General features: G+C 61.2%; 9 protein-coding genes and 2 pseudogenes. 6 read left to right on the plus strand and 5 right to left on the minus strand.

The features are described from left to right. The first annotated feature begins 5 nt into the window (after positions 1–5). From K288_RS0130005 to K288_RS0130025, 5 genes are all read left to right on the plus strand, one after another. A complete protein-coding gene (locus K288_RS0130005; protein ID WP_152535738.1) occupies positions 6–719 on the plus strand; it encodes a hypothetical protein in 714 nt (237 codons plus the stop codon). A 431-nt stretch (positions 720–1,150) separates the two neighbouring features. Continuing rightward, the gene (locus tag K288_RS0130010; protein ID WP_244443301.1) at positions 1,151–3,451 is read left to right on the plus strand and encodes a TerB N-terminal domain-containing protein; all 2,301 of its coding nucleotides are present in this window, start codon (positions 1,151–1,153) and stop codon (positions 3,449–3,451) included. Further along, entirely contained in the window at positions 3,448–4,767 is a 1,320-nt protein-coding gene (locus tag K288_RS0130015) for an ATP-binding protein (RefSeq protein ID WP_027582898.1), read from the plus strand. The genes K288_RS0130010 and K288_RS0130015 overlap by 4 nt, the downstream gene beginning before the upstream one ends. After that, entirely contained in the window at positions 4,736–7,009 is a 2,274-nt protein-coding gene (locus K288_RS46935; protein WP_051334811.1) for a DEAD/DEAH box helicase, read from the plus strand. Before K288_RS0130015 ends, K288_RS46935 begins: the two co-directional genes overlap by 32 nt. A 22-nt stretch (positions 7,010–7,031) precedes the next feature. Then, positions 7,032–10,427 (plus strand): TM0106 family RecB-like putative nuclease, encoded by a 3,396-nt coding sequence (locus tag K288_RS0130025; protein WP_027582899.1) that lies wholly within the window; start codon positions 7,032–7,034, stop codon positions 10,425–10,427. Between the two features lie 499 nt (positions 10,428–10,926). Here the strand turns inward: K288_RS0130025 and K288_RS54925 are convergent. Next, positions 10,927–11,175 (minus strand): annotated as a pseudogene (locus tag K288_RS54925) (hypothetical protein); the annotation flags it as partial. Between the two features lie 17 nt (positions 11,176–11,192). Between K288_RS54925 and K288_RS50945 the strand changes: the two are divergent. Further along, positions 11,193–11,400: pseudogene (locus tag K288_RS50945) on the plus strand (ISL3 family transposase); the annotation flags it as partial. A 398-nt stretch (positions 11,401–11,798) separates the two neighbouring features. Here K288_RS50945 and K288_RS50235 read toward each other — a convergent pair. The 4 genes from K288_RS50235 to K288_RS49785 all read right to left on the minus strand — a co-directional run bounded on the left by K288_RS50235 (position 11,799) and on the right by K288_RS49785 (position 16,871). Then, complete coding sequence (locus K288_RS50235; protein WP_084799782.1) at positions 11,799–12,398, minus strand: hypothetical protein; 600 nt, start codon at positions 12,396–12,398, stop codon at positions 11,799–11,801. Next, positions 12,295–12,717, minus strand: a complete 423-nt coding sequence (locus K288_RS50950) for a hypothetical protein (RefSeq protein WP_051334813.1) — start codon at positions 12,715–12,717, stop codon at positions 12,295–12,297. Before K288_RS50950 ends, K288_RS50235 begins: the two co-directional genes overlap by 104 nt. Positions 12,718–12,911: 194 nt before the next feature. Continuing rightward, complete coding sequence (locus K288_RS46945) at positions 12,912–14,513, minus strand: NADH:flavin oxidoreductase (protein ID WP_051334814.1); 1,602 nt, start codon at positions 14,511–14,513, stop codon at positions 12,912–12,914. A gap of 138 nt (positions 14,514–14,651) precedes the next feature. After that, the gene (locus tag K288_RS49785; RefSeq protein WP_160169019.1) at positions 14,652–16,871 is read right to left on the minus strand and encodes a peptidoglycan-binding domain-containing protein; all 2,220 of its coding nucleotides are present in this window, start codon (positions 16,869–16,871) and stop codon (positions 14,652–14,654) included. Positions 16,872–17,861 lie beyond the last annotated feature (990 nt).

The raw sequence follows: 17,861 nt of genomic DNA on the forward strand, positions 1-17,861 counted from the left end.
GCGAGTTGTTCGCCGCCGATCTCGCGAGAACGAGTCATGAACTTCTGGAGCCCGCACTGAGAGAGTTGGCGGCGAAAGCCGCGACATCTCCGTTGGGACGCGGCCTCCGAGACCAGACGCTGGCCGTTTTTCATCGAAAGCTGGCCGAACAGTCTCGTCTTTTCCCCCTTTTCTTTATCTTCGAGACTGCCTTCCGCGCATTTGTGGCCGCGCGCATGGAGACGATTTACCGAACGGACGATTGGTGGAAGCCGATCGAGGCAGAGATCGTTGCCAATCGGAATCCAATCGCGCTGTCGAATTTGTATGGCGTGAGGGTACCACGAGACATGGTTCGAACCGTCGAGCATATTTTGAGGGAAGCGATTTCCACGAGGCGTCACAGCTTTTCGACGGGCTACGAAGTGATTGCGGCAGGCAATATGGCTCATGTCGGTAAGCTGATCGAACAGCATTGGGCGGAGATGGTGTCGGTCTTCAATTCGGTCCATAGATCCAGGCCGCAGGGACGCATGACCTCGTCAGAGTTTCGACAGCACTTCACGCTGATTCGCCATGCCCGAAATGATCTCTATCATCATCGAGCCGTCCCTCGACAAAGGCGTGTCGTCGAGGTGTTAGATGAGTTGATCAGTCTGCTCGATCTTGATCTCGGTCAGATTTACGGGGAGCTGACCTCAGTTTCGCTGGATCCCTTGCCGTTCAGTGGGAGAATGTAGGGCCGCGAAGAGGAGCCGCGACGTCGTTGGGCTGGGCGGCCTCGCGAGAGTCTCGCCGAGAGGCTCCGTCACTACTTCATCGCGGCGAATTTCCCGCGCAATGTAAGCCGGCTGTGCACGTTTCGAAGCACTTGGTTCCGTCAGATTTGCAGCCGAAGGGTCATTCTGCTTCTTGCCCTTGCATCGGACGTAAGGGGGAGACCTTGCCTGCGAGCTCAATTCTGCTTGCCGTGGCGCGGCGAGATCGGTCGTCAGTCGGATGAGAAATCCCTCCGAAATATCGAGACCCAGCCCTTTCCCTACGGTTGTGTGTCGTGCGAATGTCGCCCATTAGACGGGCCGGGACCGGCGATATTATCTTACGGGTTTTCATGGCTAGGCGGCGGGGCAATTCGTCGGGTGGAACGATCCTGTTGATTTTGTTCGGTGCTTTGGCCGCCGCGGTGTCGGCCGTTTACCGCTTTGCGGTGGAGAATGCGGCGGCGATCGGGGTCATAGCCCTGATTTGCGGGCTGATCGCCATCCCGTTCCTCATCTCCCGTGCGAGATCGGCGAAACGGGCCGATCCGACCGGTCTCAGGCCACCTCCCCTAGATACCGGGCTGCGGATACGCTCTCCCCAGGCTCCCTCCGCACCGGTCGAACGCTCGCCGCCTGCACGGTGGATCCGGAGCGGTGAAATCGTGAAGTTCGGCACTGCCGAGCTTTCCGGCGGCATGTTCTACTACGGGGACTGGCTCCCGCTCGCGGAAAGCGCCTCGCGCCAATACGCTATCAATCCGAAACTTCCGGCCTCGCGGTCGGCGGACGTCGAGGGCCGCTCGATGCCGTACTGGCCGTCCTACGCGGACATCTCTCCCGGGGCCCGACGTGCTTTCCTCAATTGGATGGCCGGGGGGAGGCGGGATCCGTCCTACGGCATTGGGCTGGTCTTCATCTTCCTGTACGGCCTGGAGCACCGTCTGTTCCTGGAAGCAGGAGACGATGCGCCCTTGCTCGTCCGGGAAGTCGAAAGGCTCTTGGCGATCTACGGCGCCAACAATTCGTTCCACGGCTACGCGAGCAATTTCCTCGATTTCGCCAGACTGGCACAGGGCGAACGCCCCGAATTGCGCGAGCTGTCCCCGGAGCGGAGCGGCGGAGCCGAAATGGATCTGTCCACCCGTCTCTACCTCGGCAACCGCCTAGCCGAAGCACAGGCGCTGTCGGCCGAAGACGCACTGCGCTGGGTTCTTGCGATGCCGGACACGTACCTGAGGACACCGGCAGTCCGTTGCTTCGACGAGTTCGTCGCGTTGTGGCGGTTGCGGTTCGACCGAACCTATCCCGCAGGCCTTCCGGTCAACGGCAAAGAACGGATCTCGCTGCGCTACCGAGCGGCGAGTGGCGCGTTCGACGTGGCGGTCCGCGGCCCGCACGAGCAGCACGTTGATGTGGCGCGCGTGACGAAACCGTTGTCCGGACTGCAGAAGCTGGTGGCCGATTGCACCGACGAGTTGGACTCCTTCAGCCGCTTCGTCGGCCGAAAACCTTCGGCCAGGAACTCGATGGCCGCCGCGAAATTGCTGCCCGCCGATCTGCAACAAAGCACGACCGCGGGCGCGATCGTCGATTTCCGGCATCGGATCGAAGCGGTTATGGGAGACCACGGACGCGGAAGCAGCACGGCGCAGGTGCTGTTGGAAATGGCGGGAATCGAAGTGCCCGCGGACGGCAAGATTTCGGCCGCGTCTGCCGACGAACTCGGCCGCGCGCTGGATTCGATCGGGGTCGCCATCGAGCCCGACCGCCGATACGGAAGCAGCGTCCCGCGCGCCGACGAGCAAGTGTTCGTGTTCAGGGCTCCGAACGGCGGCCCCGTCGATCCCGCCCGGGCATCGTTCAGGGCCGTCAGGGCGCAAGTCGAGGTCGCGGTGCTGGCGGCCGCGGCGGACGGAGATGCATCCTACGAGGAGCTCCAGCGCACGATCGCGCGGATACGCTCCGCCACCGATCTGTCCGGGGTCGAGCAGGCGCGGCTGATCGCTTTCGCGGTGACGACGTTCAACAACCCGCCGAAGCAGGCGAGGGTGATGCGGAAGCTCGCCGAAACGACCGAAGGCGAACGCCAAGCCATCGCGGACGCGGCCATAGCGGTGATCGGCGGAAGCGGAAACGTGGACGCCGGCGAAGTGAAATTCCTGGAAAGACTCCACAAGTCGCTCGGGCTGCCGAAGGAGCACGTGTACTCGGGACTCCATAGCGCCGCCGCAAGACAGGCCGACGATCCCGTGCCGATCAGTGGCGAGGATCGGGCCGCAGGGATACCGTTGCCGAAGGAAGCGCCGTCGCCGATTCCTCCGGCCGTCGCCGCAAGGGGAATTTCCATCGATGCAGCGCGACTGGCGCGAACGCGCAGGGACACGGAGGCGGTGTCAGCGCTCCTTTCGGATATCTTCGCCGAGGACGTCGTCCAGCCGCAACAAGCTCCTCCCGAACAGGCCGCTCTGGATGGACTCGACGGGCCGCACACCGAATTGGTGGAGCTCCTGGAGCTCCGCGGATCGATGACGCGGACCGAATTCGACCGACACGCGAAGGAGATGCGCCTGTTGCCGGACGGCGCCATCGAACGGATCAACGACTGGTCGTTCGATCGCTTCGACGAAGCGCTGATCGAGGACGGTGATGAAGTCGTCGTCACGCCGCATCTTCGAGGGAAAATCGCCGAGATGAAGGACAAGGCCGCATGAACAAATCCGCCAAGACGATCCGGCCCAAGGAGCGCGATACTATCATCCAGGCGCTGTCGGCGGGCGTGGTGCCTCGCTTGGGATTGGCGCACATCCAGGTAGGACGCGCCGGAGAGATCGCGGCCCTGCTGCGCGACATCGACCGGATAGCGGACTCCGGGACCTCGGTGAGATTCATCATCGGCGAATACGGAGCGGGAAAGACCTTCTTCGCAAGCATCGTGCGTTTCATCGCGCTTGAGCGAAAGTGCGTGACCATGCATGCCGATCTGTCACCGAACAGGCGCATTCACGCGAGCGGCGGCCAGGCGCGAGCGCTCTATTCCGAAGCCGTGAACAACATGGCCACACGTAACAAGCCGGAAGGCGGCGCGCTCCAGAGCGTGATCGAAAGACTGGTGACCGACGCCGCGAAGGAAGGCAGCGAGAAGGGCGTGCCGGTCGAGAAGGTCATCGACGAGAAACTCGCGCCGATCACTGGCTTCGCCGGCGGATACGACTTCGCCACCGTCCTGAAGGCGTACTGGCGGGGCAGCGAAGAATCGAACGATGCCCTCAAGCAATGCGCCATCCGATGGTTGCGCGGCGAATATTCGACGAAGACGGATGCGAAGAAGGATCTCGGAGTTCGGACGATCATCGACGACGAGAACGTCTACGACTCGCTGAAATCGCTGGCATGCCTCGTGAAGGTCGCGGGCTACGCGGGTCTGGTCGTGATGTTCGACGAAATGGCCCACATCTACAAGCTGCAGAATTCCCAGGCCCGGAAGCAGAACTACGAGCAGATCCTGGACATCGTGAACGACTCGCTGCAGGGCACCACGTCCGGCGTCGGATTCGTCATGTGCGGGACGCCCGAATTTCTGCTCGATACCCGCCGCGGCTTGTTCAGCTACGAAGCGCTTCAATCGCGGTTGGCGGAGAATTCCTTCGCGCACGGCGGTCTCGTCGACCTTTCGGGACCCGTCATCCGGCTCCAGAGTCTGACGCCCGAGGATTTGCTGGTGCTGCTAGGCAACATCAGGATGGTGTTCGCAAGCGGCGACCCGTCGAAATATCTGGTACCCGACGAGGCCCTGACCGGATTCATGGAACACTGCGATCGAAAGATCGGAGAGGCGTATTTCAGGACCCCGCGGTCGACAGTGAAGGCGTTCGTACACATGCTGTCGGTGCTCGAACAGAACCCTGGCACGCGCTGGGAAGATCTTCTGGACCGCATACCGATCGCACCGGACGCACCGGAAGTTTCGGTGGATGCCGATGCAAGCGGAGACGGCGATGAGCTCACCAGCCTCCGACTCAACCCTTGAAAGTGCCTACGACAAGCTTCATCCGACGATCCGTCGCTGGATCAGAGATCAAGGTTGGGACGAACTGAGGGAGATCCAGGCTCGCACCGTGAACGCGGTGCTGGACGGCGATCGCGACATCCTGATCGCTGCGACGACCGCGGCAGGAAAGACGGAAGCGGCTTTCCTGCCCATCCTCACCCAGGTGGCGGAGCGCAAGGAGCCAGGTTTTTCCGTGCTCTACGTCAGTCCCTTGAAGGCGCTGATCAACGACCAGTTCAAGCGCCTGGACGAACTGTGCGACAACATGGGCATTCCCGTCGTGAAATGGCACGGGGATGCGCCGCAGGCCGACAAGAAGCGGGCCTTGGCTAGGCCGCAGGGCATCGCTTTGATCACGCCCGAGTCGATCGAAGCCATGTTCACCCGCCGACCGGCCGACGCCGCGCGGTTGCTGTCGACGGCCGCGTTCATCGTGATCGACGAGCTCCATTCCTTCCTCCAGGGACCGAGGGGACTTCATGTGGCGAGCCTGCTGCGCCGCGTCGACGCAATGTCAAAAAAGGCCGCGCGGCGCGTCGGTCTGTCCGCGACGATCGGCGATCTTCCGCAGGCCGCCGCCTGGCTGCGTCCTGCCGTACCGCATTCGGTCGAGATCCTCGAGGCGAAGTCCGATTCGCCGGAGCTCAGGCTTCAAATACGCGGATACGTCGAGCCGCCCGAGCTCGACGATCCCGATCACGCCGAAGGTGCCGCCGGTGCGGAAGAAACGCCGAGAAGGATCGCGCTGGACGACATCGCTGATCATCTGTTCGCCACGCTCCGCGGAACGAACAATCTCGTCTTCGGCGGGTCGCGCCGCACGGTCGAGTCGGCCGCGGACAGATTGAGGAGGCGTTGCGAAGCGGCGAAGGTCCCGAACGAATTCTTCCCCCATCACGGCAGCCTCTCGAAGACTTTGCGCGAGGATCTGGAAGACCGCTTGAAGGACGCGAAGCTTCCGACGACCGCAATCTGCACGTCGACCTTGGAACTCGGCGTCGACATCGGATCGGTGAAGTCGGTCGCCCAGATCGGCTCGCCCAGATCGCTATCTTCGCTGAAGCAGAGGCTCGGACGCACGGGGCGCCGGCGCGGCACGCCATCGATCCTGCGGGTCTACGTGCGCGAACCCAACATCGATCAGGACTCCGGCATGTTGGATAGGCTTCGGTCCAACACGATACGGTCGGTCGCGGTCGTCCGGCTGCTCCTGGAAAGGTTCGTCGAGCCGGCGGGCGAGGTGCCCGAAACGGCGTCGACGCTCGTCCACCAGATCCTGTCGGTCATCGCGGAACGCGGCGGTATAAGGGCTCGACCGATGTACGATCTGTTGTGCGGCCCGGGTCCATTCGCGTCGATCTCGGTGTCCGAATTCGCGGATCTGCTCCGACACCTGTCTTCGGAGGCGGTCAAGTTCGTCGAGCAAGCAAGCGACGGCACCATCATGCTCGGAAAGGAGGGCGAGCGGATCGTGCAATTGCGCAATTTCTTCGCCGTATTCGAGTCCTCCGACGAATGGCGCCTCACGGTCGGAGGGCGGACGCTCGGAACTCTCCCGATTTCATTTCCCGTCCATAAGGACAGCCTGGTCGTCTTCGCCGGCCAACGCTGGATCGTGCAGGATCTCGACGAGAAGACGAACACTCTATTCGTGGCGCCGCATCCGGGCGGCGTGGTGCCCCGGTTCGAACGGGCCAACGGAGAGCGCCTCCACGACCGATTGGCGGCAGAGATGCGACAGGTCTACCTGGCGACGGACGTGCCGCCCTATCTCGATGACAAGGGGCGTTTGCTGCTGGCCGAAGGAAGAGAGATGTTCCGGTCTCTCGGTCTCGAGACGACGACCTGCGTGCAGGAGGAGAAGAATCTTCACATCTTTCTGTGGCGGGGGTCCCAGGCGACCGCCGTCTTCGGAGCCGCCGCCGCAATGGTCGGAATTCCGGGCGAGGTCCACGACCTCGGTCTTACGCTTTCCGAGACGAACGTGTCCGATGCTTCTGCGAGGTTGAAGCTCCTGGCAGATGCGCAGGACGTGGATCCCATCGGGGTAGCGGCGTTCGTCGAGAACGTGGCGGCCGGAAAGTTCCGGGAGCAGGTCCCGCAGCCCTTGGCCAAGGCCCTGTGGGCCAGACAGAACGCCGCGGCGATAACCGGAATCAACGGAATGGCGCAGACCGTATGTCAGGCGCACGGGGCGGGAAGCGGCGCCGGACTCCGCTGACGCGATTTAACGAGGTGGAAAAATGTACAAAGTCGCGGGAACGCTCCACCTCAGTGCCGGCGATCTGGTGGGGCATCTGAACTGCCGCTATTTGACGTCTCTCGACCTCAAGGTCGTCGACGGCGAGTTGGATAAGCCCAAGATCTGGGATCCGGTGCTCGAAGTGCTGGCCGAGCGGGGTTCGCTGCACGAGCGTGCATTCGTCGAGCACATCGAGGCCGACGGCCGGGCCGCAACGGTCGTGGAAGGCGTGGGGGTCGACGCCAACTCGCTCGCGGCCACCAGCGCCGCCATGGCCAGGGGAGACGCTATCATTGTCCAGGGCGCGTTGCAGGCGGGGCGCTGGAACGGCCGCGCGGACATCCTCACGAGAGTCGAAACGCCGAGCCGCTTCGGTGCCTGGTCGTACGAAGTCATCGATACCAAGCTCGCGCGGCAGACGAAGGGCAGCACGATTCTTCAGATTTCGCTCTATTCGGACCTGTTGTCCGAAATTCAACAGGCCGAGCCGGCATCCGCGCTGGTCGTCACGCCCGGCACCAACTTCACGCCGGAAACGTACCGCGTCGCCGATTACGCAGCCTACTACCGGCATGTCCGCCGCAGCCTGGAGGAGGCCGTGTCGGGGACGCTCTCGGGCTCCGTCTATCCCGAGCCCATCGACCACTGCGAGATATGCCGATGGCGGAGGCACTGCGACGAGCGAAGAAGGGCCGACGATCACATGTCGCTCGTCGCCGGTATCAGCAAATCGCAGATGGGCGAACTGGAGAGGAATGGGGTGGAGACGATGGCTGCGCTCGCCGCCCTGCCGTTACCGCTGCAATGGAGACCCGAACGAGGAAACGTCAAAAGCTTCGAGAAAGTCCGCGAGCAGGCCCGCATACAGGTCAAAGGACGCAAGAGCGGAGCGGTCCTCTACGAGACCTTGCCGCCGATCGCCGGATTCGGCCTTTCGCGGCTGCCTGAACCTTCGCCGGGCGACATATTCTTCGACTTCGAGGGCGATCCGTTCGTAGGCGACGGCGGATTGGAATTCCTCTTCGGATACACGTACTCCGACGAAAGCGGCCTGCCGCGGTACGTCGGCGATTGGGCTTCCAACCGTCAGGAAGAGAGGATCGCATTCGAACGTTTCGTCGATTTCGTGACCGATCGCCTCAAGACCTATCCGGACCTGCACATCTACCACTTCGCGCCCTACGAACCGGCGGCGATGAAACGCCTCATGGGCCGATATGCGACGCGCGAGAACGAGGTCGACAACCTGCTGCGCGCCGAAACCTTCGTCGACCTCTATTCCGTCGTCCGCCACGCCATCAGAGCCAGCGTGGAAAGCTACTCCATCAAGAAGCTCGAGCCTCTGTATTCCTTCGTCAGAAACGTTCCGCTCGACGACGTCGGTGCGGTGATGGCGCGGACGCAGGCGCGGCTGGAATTGTCGGCCGCCGCCAGCATACCCGAAAGCGACAAGGAAGCGATCAGGGGCTACAATCGGGACGACTGCTCCTCGACGGATGCTTTGCGACGTTGGCTCGAGTCGGTTCGGGCCGACGTCATCGCCGGCGGGGCGATCGTCGACCGGCCGGTGCCGGGGACGTCGGAGGTCAGCGCCGAACTCGACGAATGGCACAAGAAGGTCGCCGCGCTCGTTGAACGTCTAACGGAGGGTGTGCCGGACGACGTCGCGGAACGAAGCTCCGAGCAGCAGGGGCGTTGGCTTTTGGCGTTCATGCTGGATTGGCATGGGCGCGAGAACAAGGCCGTCTGGTGGGAATATTTCCGGCTTCGGGACCTGTCCGCTGAAGATCTACTTCACGAGCGCGACGGGATCGCGGACCTGACATTCCTGCAGCAGGTCGGCGGAACAGCTAAGGTCCCGGTTCATCGGTATCGGTTCGCGCTGCAGGACACCGACATCCGCTTCGGAGATAAGTTGCACAGCATCGGCGGCGACGATTTCGGACGGGTCGTCGCGATGTCCCTCGATGATCGTACGATCGACATCAAGAAGCGCGGAGACACGGCCTCTTTGCATCCCGAGGCGGTCTTCACACACAGCTTCGTCGGCACTCAGGTTCTCGCCGACTCGTTGATGCGGATCGGCGAATACGTGGCCGACCATGGAATGGTCGGGGAGGGCAACCATCGCGCCGCCCGCGATCTGTTGATGGCGGCGGCTCCGCGACTGGTAGGGCAGGAATTCCAGGAGGACGGGGAAACGACCATGCAGGCTGCGATCCGCATAGCGCTCAGTCTCGACAGCAGCGTCTTTCCGGTACAGGGGCCCCCGGGAGCTGGAAAGACCTATACTGGCGCTCGGATGATCTGTGCTCTCGCCAAGGACGGGAAGACGGTCGGGATCACGGCGAACAGCCACAAGGTCATCCGCAACCTTCTGGACGAAGTCGTCTCCACCGCCCGCCAACAGGGCCATCCGATCGAATGCATCCAAAAGCCGTCCGAAAAGGAGGACGATCTGCCGGGACTGCGCTTCACGACGGACAACGCGGCGTTTCTCGATGCTCTGAATTCCGACTGCATGGTCGGAGGTGCGACCGCCTGGTTCTGGGCCCGCCCCGACGCGGCGGGTATCGTCGACGTACTCTTTATCGACGAAGCCGCCCAGATGTCGCTCGCGAACGTTCTCGCCGTCTCGCCGACCGCGCGGAGTATCGTCCTGTTGGGCGATCCGCGGCAACTCGAACAGCCGATCAAAGGGAGCCATCCCGACGGAGTCGACGTCTCCTCTCTGGACCACATCCTCGGTCCCCACGCCACCGTACCTCCCGACCGTGGCCTCTTCCTGCCAGAGACGTGGCGCCTGCATCCGCAGATTTGCTCTTTCAACTCCGAGATGTTCTACGACGGCCGCCTGCATCCCCACCCCGGCCTGGAGAATCAGAAGATCACATCGACCGGCAGGCTGGACGGCAGCGGTCTCCGCTATCTACCCGTAGCGCACGACGGCAATCAGAGCTCGTCGCGGGAGGAGGCCGACGCGATCCGCGACCTCGTTTCGGAGATTATAGATAGCGGAACGACCTGGACTGACCGCGACGGCGTCGAGGCCCCGGTCGGTTTGGACGAAATCCTGATCATCGCTCCCTACAACGCGCAGGTATTCGAGCTTCAGGAGCGCATCCCCGGCGCCCGCATCGGGACCGTGGACAAGTTCCAAGGACGCGAAGCCCCCATCGTGATCTATTCGATGACGACATCCAGTTACCTGGACGCTCCCCGCGGAATGGAGTTTCTCTACAGCGCTAATCGATTGAACGTTGCCACTTCTCGAGCGAAATGCATCTGCGTCATCGTGGCATCTCCGCGACTTTTCGAGGTGGAATGCAAAACCCCCCGACAGATGCAACTCGCCAACGCGTTTTGTCGGTATCTTGAGCTGGCGACGCATCTCTAATCGGCTTCAAGTTCCTGCGGAGGCTTCTGGTCCCGGCACGCAGACTGCCCCAAATTGTAAAGAAAGGCGGATTGCACAGCCGTTTCCGGACGATGGTCCCGCTTGGTCGGTTTCGTCAGTCACGCTGCCAGTCCGGCCGGATCTTCCTTGACGCCGCGGGCAACGATCCAGAGCGCCCCATCCGGAAGAGCAGCGAAGCAGAACGAGGTGTACTATTCATTACGGGCTAAATCAAAGCATCAAAGGAACTGAAGAATGCCGGACCAGGAGCTCGTCGCGCGTATCCGCGGCCGCTTGCCGGACGAATTTTCGGCGCGTCTTCTGGATGGTGCCATCGCGGTCCTCTCTCATGAGGACAGTCCCGCGCGCGTTCACCAATCAGCGAGCTCGTTCCGCGAGCCTAGCGATCACCACCCGATAAGGGCGTAGGGCGATACTTCGGAGCCATCCGGACTATCCAGGCGCAAGAGATCGGATCGCTTTCCGGAACGGGCGAGGACGTCTCGACCGCCGGCCAGCACCCGTCTTCTTCATGCCCGCCGGTGCGCTGCTGGCAGGTGTTGTCGAGCAACCGCTGCGCCACGTCCTTCCAGAGCGCGTTGCCCCCATACAATCGGACTGCATCGGCGGTCTGGATTTCCACTGTCCTCTTGCAGCGACGGCACGAGATGCGCAGCACGTGCCGTTGAATCTCGGAAAGACGTCGCTGCCGCTTCTGCGCTCCGGTCTCGTCGGCGCGAGGGTCTCGAGGCGGGTCTCACCCCATGGATCGAGCGCGCCCGTGCCAGTCTTGTCGCATCGTTCGCCGGCGGCGTAACGAGTGATGAAGCGGCGGTTCGGGCAGCGATCTCCTTGCCCTCGTCCAACGGACAGACCGAGGGACAGATCACCCGCCTCAAGCTCGTCAGACGTCAAATGTACGGCCGGGGGGAAACTCGATCTGCTTCAAGCCAGACTAATCGGCGCAGAATAAGCGGAGCTGCACCAAAAATGCGTCAGAGCCAAATTTGAACGCCGATTGACAACCTTGAGGACCGAAGCCGCTCGTTCGCCCTCGCGCCTCGAAAGGCTGAGCGCTCAACCTGGGGACCGGAGCGAGTGCCCGCCACGTTCACGACGACGAATAACTGCAAGGACGTCCGATATCAGATAGCAAGTTCAATGCAGACCGACCGGGGCCTTCACCGGAAGCTTACGTGAAAGCAGCTGCGGCGCGGACATCTGCATTACTTCTGCATTACTTCTCTTGAGCAAATCGCCTTCCTGCTGGCGGGACCGAAGGCGCGCGCCCCTGTGTTACCGAAAACCAGCTGCACCCGAACGTAGTGGATGATGAAGCCGGCAAGGATGGGGCTGATTCCATACACACCATTACGCGAGAGCTGCAATGTAGCGATCCGGGAGATGATCGCCGATCGACGGCGAAAGGAGTTCAGACAGCGCTCCGAGAATGTCGTGACGAGATGAAAGGGACCGCGGCCCCATGACCAGCCCGCGCAGTCGTTGGCGAATGTCGCCGAATATCCCGCAGTCAGCCAGCGGGGCATCCGTGTCGAATCTCTTATCCAGATCTTCTGCGCAGAAGCGAGCGCCGCGGGCGCAGGAGAGCAGGCGACCAACATGATGGAAGTCGAACTCTGTCGGCGGGACCGTAGCGACGATGTCGTCGCCATGAACGAGCCGATAGGTCGTGCCGCCGAAAGTATTGTTATAGCGAACCCGAAATGGATCGCGTCCAACCCGCGGGCAGCCAAATATATACACTTCCGCTTGGTGAATCGGGATTTCTTCACGTGCCCTATCGAGAGTTGCGAGCGCAAGGGCGGCTCCAAGGCTATGGCCTGTCACAAACAAAGTTTCGCCAGCGTCAGCAGACCGCCCGATCTCGCGGCCAACTTGCGTCCAAACAGCGTCGGCGGCGTCCCGAAACCCTTCGTGAATATCGGAACGCTGGTTCCCAAGGCAAAAAATCGGTGATCCAGTTCAGGAGGTCAGCCGGGTCCGTTCCGGCGAACGCAATGATGCAGCGGCGCGCCTTCCGAGCAATAACGCCGTGCGTGTTGGCCAACGGCAGCGTGCTGCGTGCAGGCTCACGTAGAACGTCGATTGACTCGATCGCCCATCTATGGGCGATACGCCTGACCTTTTCTTCGTTAGCAGTCTCGTACGCCAGCTGTGACATCCACGCCATCGCGTACGCGGTGGTGATCGCAAAGCCGGGTTCCAGCTGCGCTTGTTCGAAGGACATAACCTCGTAATCCGTCTCTTTGCGTTCGATCAGAATACTCATGACGCGGCCCTTCTCCTTTTAGTTGTCATGATCGTTGCGTTGCCCGAGCAGCCGCGCTAGGCGAAGCCGCTCCTTCATTTCGATGTGTTTCCCCGCAAGTGGTGTTACTGCAATTATGCTCTGCGAATTCGAGTAGATCTTCACTACAGCCGTTTGGGCCGAAACCGCTAATTTGCAGGTCGACGACTTAGCGGCTAAAGGTCCGACAGATCGCGGTTTGAGCGCAAGTCCATGATCTCGGAGCAGCAGCAGTGATCTTTATAGAGGGAGAACAACTGGCGCATCATTTCCTCATAACGTTCAATTGGATCCGGAAAGCGTGCCTCATAACGGCGCTCGTCGAGACAGCCAACGGGAAACTCAGGGGCCGCCAAGAGACAGCGATTGCATAGCGAACAAGGCTCGGGCGATTCGTAATCGGTAAGGCCATCCTCCTCTGCCTTGAGGATGAAGAGCGGCAGGCACGGATTGGCGATCAACGGTCTCACCATGGTAACCGCGTCGCAATCGCCGTTGAGGATCACTCGGCGAATTCCGCCTAGGGTCTGGAAGGCACCCGTGCATAGGACCTTAATAGCCGGATCCGTAATGGCGGTTCGGATAGCGTGCGCTGCTTCCGAGTTGACACCTTCGAGGCTACGCGCAGCCGACTTCTTACCCGTGCGAGGCCGCGGGCGTCCGCGCACAAAGTCGAAAAGATTGTCGTACAGGTGGTGGCGGTTGGTGCGCTCCCACAACATGCGGGCGATTGCTCGAGTCGGCCGGTAGCGAAAGGCCAGATAGGTGAGCCACGTCTTGGTGCCGCTATCGATCAGAGTTTTGTAGGTGCGTGGCACAAAATCGGCGGGCAAATAGCCCGCAGGATTCCACGGATGCGGGAAAATTGTGCCGGCAGTAACGTGAATCGCGTTGGCGCCGGCATCAACGCACCACTTGGCGACTTGTATAGCGTCTTCGATCGTGTTGCCCGGCAATCGCCAAGGGTAGACGGCATCATCACCCTCTCGGACACTGAGCTTCGCAATCAGCGGCATGTCACGAGTCGCTGACTGGGCGCGAATACCGTCGATCACCTCACGCCAAAAGCGGAAGCGATTCTTAAGTGAGCCTCCGTATTCGTCATTTCGGTCATTGATCGCCGAACTGATGAATTGGGTGAACACGTATCCATTACCGGAATGCAGCTCAAGACCGTCGATGCCGGCTTCGATTGCTCGTCGTGCGCCGGCAACGAACATTGCAACGAGCTCTCTGATTTGTTCCACGCTCATGCGGCGTCCGCGCAACCCGTTAAAGAAATCGGGCCGCTCAGTTGGAGCCCATGGCCGCAGGTCGCGATGGTTGAAGGGGGGCTTGTCGAGGTTCTCAATGCCGCCGAGATCGCGTTGACGGCCGGAATAAGACAATTGCAGAAAGTACGGGCAGTCATTCGGCAGCGAGAGCTTCAGGCGCCGCCAGAAGTCGATTTTGTCGTCGGTATCGATGAACGCGTAGTTGGGCAGAACGCGACCGCCGACGTGTACCGGCACGTGCGACGAGATGATGGCTCCTACCCCACCCTTCGCGAAAGTCTTCTCGAAATTGATGCGCCACTCGCTCCCTGAGCCATCGAAATTGTCGATTCGGCCGGAAATGCTCGAACGCAGCATGCGGTTCTTGATGCGTACGCGACCTATTTCGAACGGCGCACCAATGATAGGCCCATCCACGGAATCTTCCTCCTTGGTAATTTGATCGCCGTAGGCCGTAGACAATTCAATGATCCGGCTGATTCCGCAAAGCACCGCGCCGACCACGCCCGCTCTTAGCAACCGCTCGCCTGCATCACCGCCTTGCCGTCATCATATCGAGATGCTTGGCGAACCGTTTGCCGCAGACCTTCACGAAATTGCCTTCGAGCGCTGCATTCCTCTGCAAACGATCCATGCGGTCGTCTATTTCGACACCGACTGCGCCGAAGCCCCCGCCCATTTCTCCATTTTGCCGAGAGTCCCCCAGCCGGTCATGGCCAAGAAGATCGGCAGAAGGACTTGGCCGAGCGGGAAGGATCCGACCAAGCCCGTAAGTGCTGCGGGCAGAGCGGGGCCCGCGGCCTGCAGCACCGCGGTGATGACCGCGCCGATGATGCCGATCGCACTCTTCTTACCGTCAAGCAAGTTACCGATAGTCTGCCCGAGCGCGCCGTTCACGGGCCCGAGCTTTCCGGCGGGGCCCAGGATCACCTTGAGCAGATCGAGAATCTTCTGCGTCTGCTCCTGGTTCGGTGCTGTCCCGGGAATCGGGGGCTGCTGTGGAAGCAGGTCCTTGAACGTCTGCAGCAGCTCTTTCAGTTGCTTTAGCGCGGGCAGGTCCGGTTGCGTCTGCGCCGGAATCGTCGCCGGCAAGTTGGCATCGCTCGCCGGCACCGATCCGCCGGACGCCGATCCGCTGATCAGCCGCTGGATCAGAATGGGCAGAACGATCGCCAACGGATCGGACAGCTGCGGCACGGGCGGGACTTGACCTTGCGTCGCGGCCGGCTTTCCGGTCAGCACCGCGATCAGGAGATCGTTGATGTTCGGTTGCTTGCCGGCGAGCACCGACTGCAGGATGATCGGCAAAATCATCATTAAGGGATCGGCTTGCCCCTGTCTTGAGAGATCCTCAGCCATTGGTTTCTCCTTCAGAAGGGTCATTAACACGAGTACAAGCAGCTGAACGGGATCGAGCGGCCGCGGTGCCGGGATCGACAACGGCGCTCGCTGTTTGAGGTCCACGATCTCTTCAACTTTTTTCAAGAGCGCGTCAGCCTCCGGGCGGATCTCCACCTCCTGACGATTGATCGGCCCCCAATGCTTGCGCAGCACGCGCAGGCCGACCGCGGCGGCCTCAGCCGCGAAAGCAGGGCAGGTCTTGCACAGGCGCTGGAAAGCGACGCCTTCGCCGCTGCCGAAGTTTTCGGTCTCTTCAGGCTGCAGGCCCTCCTGGAAGATCGACAGGAATCCGTCCGGCTTGGCCGAGTAGTGGGCGAACAAGCGCGGTAGCTCGGAACTGGCGTTGCGCGCGTTCCAGCTCATTTGGAAAAGGCCGGCCTCGGCGGTGTCGGCGTCCACGTTGTGGGCCGACTTGTCGCGACCCTCGAAGTACTTGCCGCTGCTCTCCCGCATGCCTAGCCCGATCAGCAGCACGAACAGGTGCCGCAAGGTCGACTCGCCGGTCATCGAATTGTCCATGCCGGCGGCTCGGAACTGTCGGTCATACCAAGCCAAGGCGTCAGTTCCGTCCTGGCCGCTGTTCATAGCGGCCATCACCAAGGCGGCAGAGTCTTTCGCTTTCCACTTGGCGTAGACAAGGCCGTAGGTTGCCGCCATGCCCTTAACATAGCCGATCGGCGCAACGCCGCGGTCCTTCCATTTCACGCCGACTAGGTTTGAGCCGGCAGCGTTACGGATGATCTCATCGACCACCTCTTGCGCGAGCATCGTATCGGTCGGCTTCTCGTTCTTGAATGGCGAGGACGCCAGCAGCACGCCCCACGTATGCGATCCCACGATGCCGTCGACAAAGAGATTGTTGTTCGCCTGGAACGAGCGCACGGCGTTCTCTGTGTCGTCGCCGAACACGCCGTCGGCCGCGATTCCGAGCAGGTTCTGCAGATCGTGGACGGCTGGTCCGGTGTCGCCGCGCTTGAGCTTCGGCGGAAACGCCATAATCTTGCCGGTCGCCGCGCCTGACAGGTCGAACTTCCATGGCGAGGTGTCATCGAACAGCTTGGGGTCGTCAACTACCGAGACGTGAACATGCTCGCTGTGGTCGCCTGGCCCCTTGTTGCGAGCTCGCCACTCCCAAGGGTGCAGCTCACTGCTGAAGATGCGGCCGTTGAAGATGACGTATTTGATGCGAGGGTCCTTTTGTCCGCGCAGCGACTCGGCGAAGGCGAGAGCATCGAAACCGTGCGCCGGGTCGTGGGTGATGTCCAGCGCGGTGACGATACCCTTCCCACCCACGGGAATGTTCGGGTTATGATCGGACTTCACGCCTTCCTGCTGGTGGCGTACATCGCCGATCGTACCGTCGTTGCGAGTATCGCGGTCGGGAAACTTTTGAAGGACCTCGTCGATCAGTGTCACTAGGCTCTTCGCCAGCCGATTCCGATTATCGCCTTTCCACACCATGACCATGCTCGCCCCCTCAGAGCCTGCAACGCGGGTGCCTGCGATGCGTACGCCTGGCCGGAAGCATTGGGCACGGGCTTTGTGCTTCGGTTTTGGTGAGCGTGCTCGGCGTTCCTTCATGCGATGTCTGACGCCTAACACATGCAAAAGAGGCGTCGACGCGAAACGCGTTATCGTTTAGCGAACCGCCACGCGGCAGCCAAATCACCTACCCGAACTATTCGAAAACGCCCGGCGCAAAATATGGCGCACGTTCAACTGGTATTACTTAAGAGATCAATTTCTAGTAAGTCATAAACGACCGCAACCTGCAAGCGAAATTTTCGGCGTGTCCTACGGCAAAACCTCCACGATATTTCCAACGAGGTATTTTGACGCGAGACATAGCTTGTCGTTTGCGAAGAGCTTTCGCGCCAGAAGCACTGCTGATCGGCACGCAAACGATCGCGATCTATTCGTCATGAAGCTGTCGTCACTTACCAGCGTACCCAAGGCGATTAGCGAGTCGAGATGAGTCAATATTCGGACGAGTGGCGGGATCGCATGGAAGATGTTGAGCAGCGGCGCGCCGGCCAGCGTTTTTGGCGATCTTGAGTAGTCTTTGTTGCTCTATCCGCATCTCACTGAGCAGTTAGGAGATCGACGGCCTGCAGAAGTGGCCGGAGCAGCTCGCAAGGATCTAACCGGACCATTCAATTCGTCCAATAGCGGCGCGATCGTCGCTTCGAAAGGGCCGAAGATCCCAGGGATGCGGTTTCTGGCTTCGGTCCAGAGCCGAGCGGCCATACCTCCGGAAGCGCCGACTGGAACGACGAGGCTTCGCTGCTTTCGCGCGAGTTCGTACTCGGCTCTCATACCGGGCAAAGGTACGATTCGGCCGTTCTCGGCCTTGGTTCCCATGATGAAGATCGCGACGCCAGCCTGAGACACCAGGTCCTCTCGGTAACGTTCGAGAGTATCAGACCTCGTCGTGAGGCCAGCGCTGACAGG

Source organism: Bradyrhizobium sp. Ai1a-2 (assembly GCF_000426245.1).
Lineage (GTDB): Bacteria > Pseudomonadota > Alphaproteobacteria > Rhizobiales > Xanthobacteraceae > Bradyrhizobium.

What these genes read in the sequence shown, in the direction of transcription:
- K288_RS0130015 (WP_027582898.1), top strand. Translation starts at nt 3,448, where the DNA reads ATGAACAAATCCGCCAAGACGATCCGGCCCAAGGAGCGCGATACTATC.
- K288_RS46935 (WP_051334811.1), top strand. Translation starts at nt 4,736, where the DNA reads ATGAGCTCACCAGCCTCCGACTCAACCCTTGAAAGTGCCTACGACAAG.
- K288_RS0130025 (WP_027582899.1), top strand. Translation starts at nt 7,032, where the DNA reads ATGTACAAAGTCGCGGGAACGCTCCACCTCAGTGCCGGCGATCTGGTG.
- K288_RS50950 (WP_051334813.1), bottom strand. Translation starts at nt 12,717, where the DNA reads ATGAGTATTCTGATCGAACGCAAAGAGACGGATTACGAGGTTATGTCC.
- K288_RS49785 (WP_160169019.1), bottom strand. Translation starts at nt 16,871, where the DNA reads ATGGTGTGGAAAGGCGATAATCGGAATCGGCTGGCGAAGAGCCTAGTG.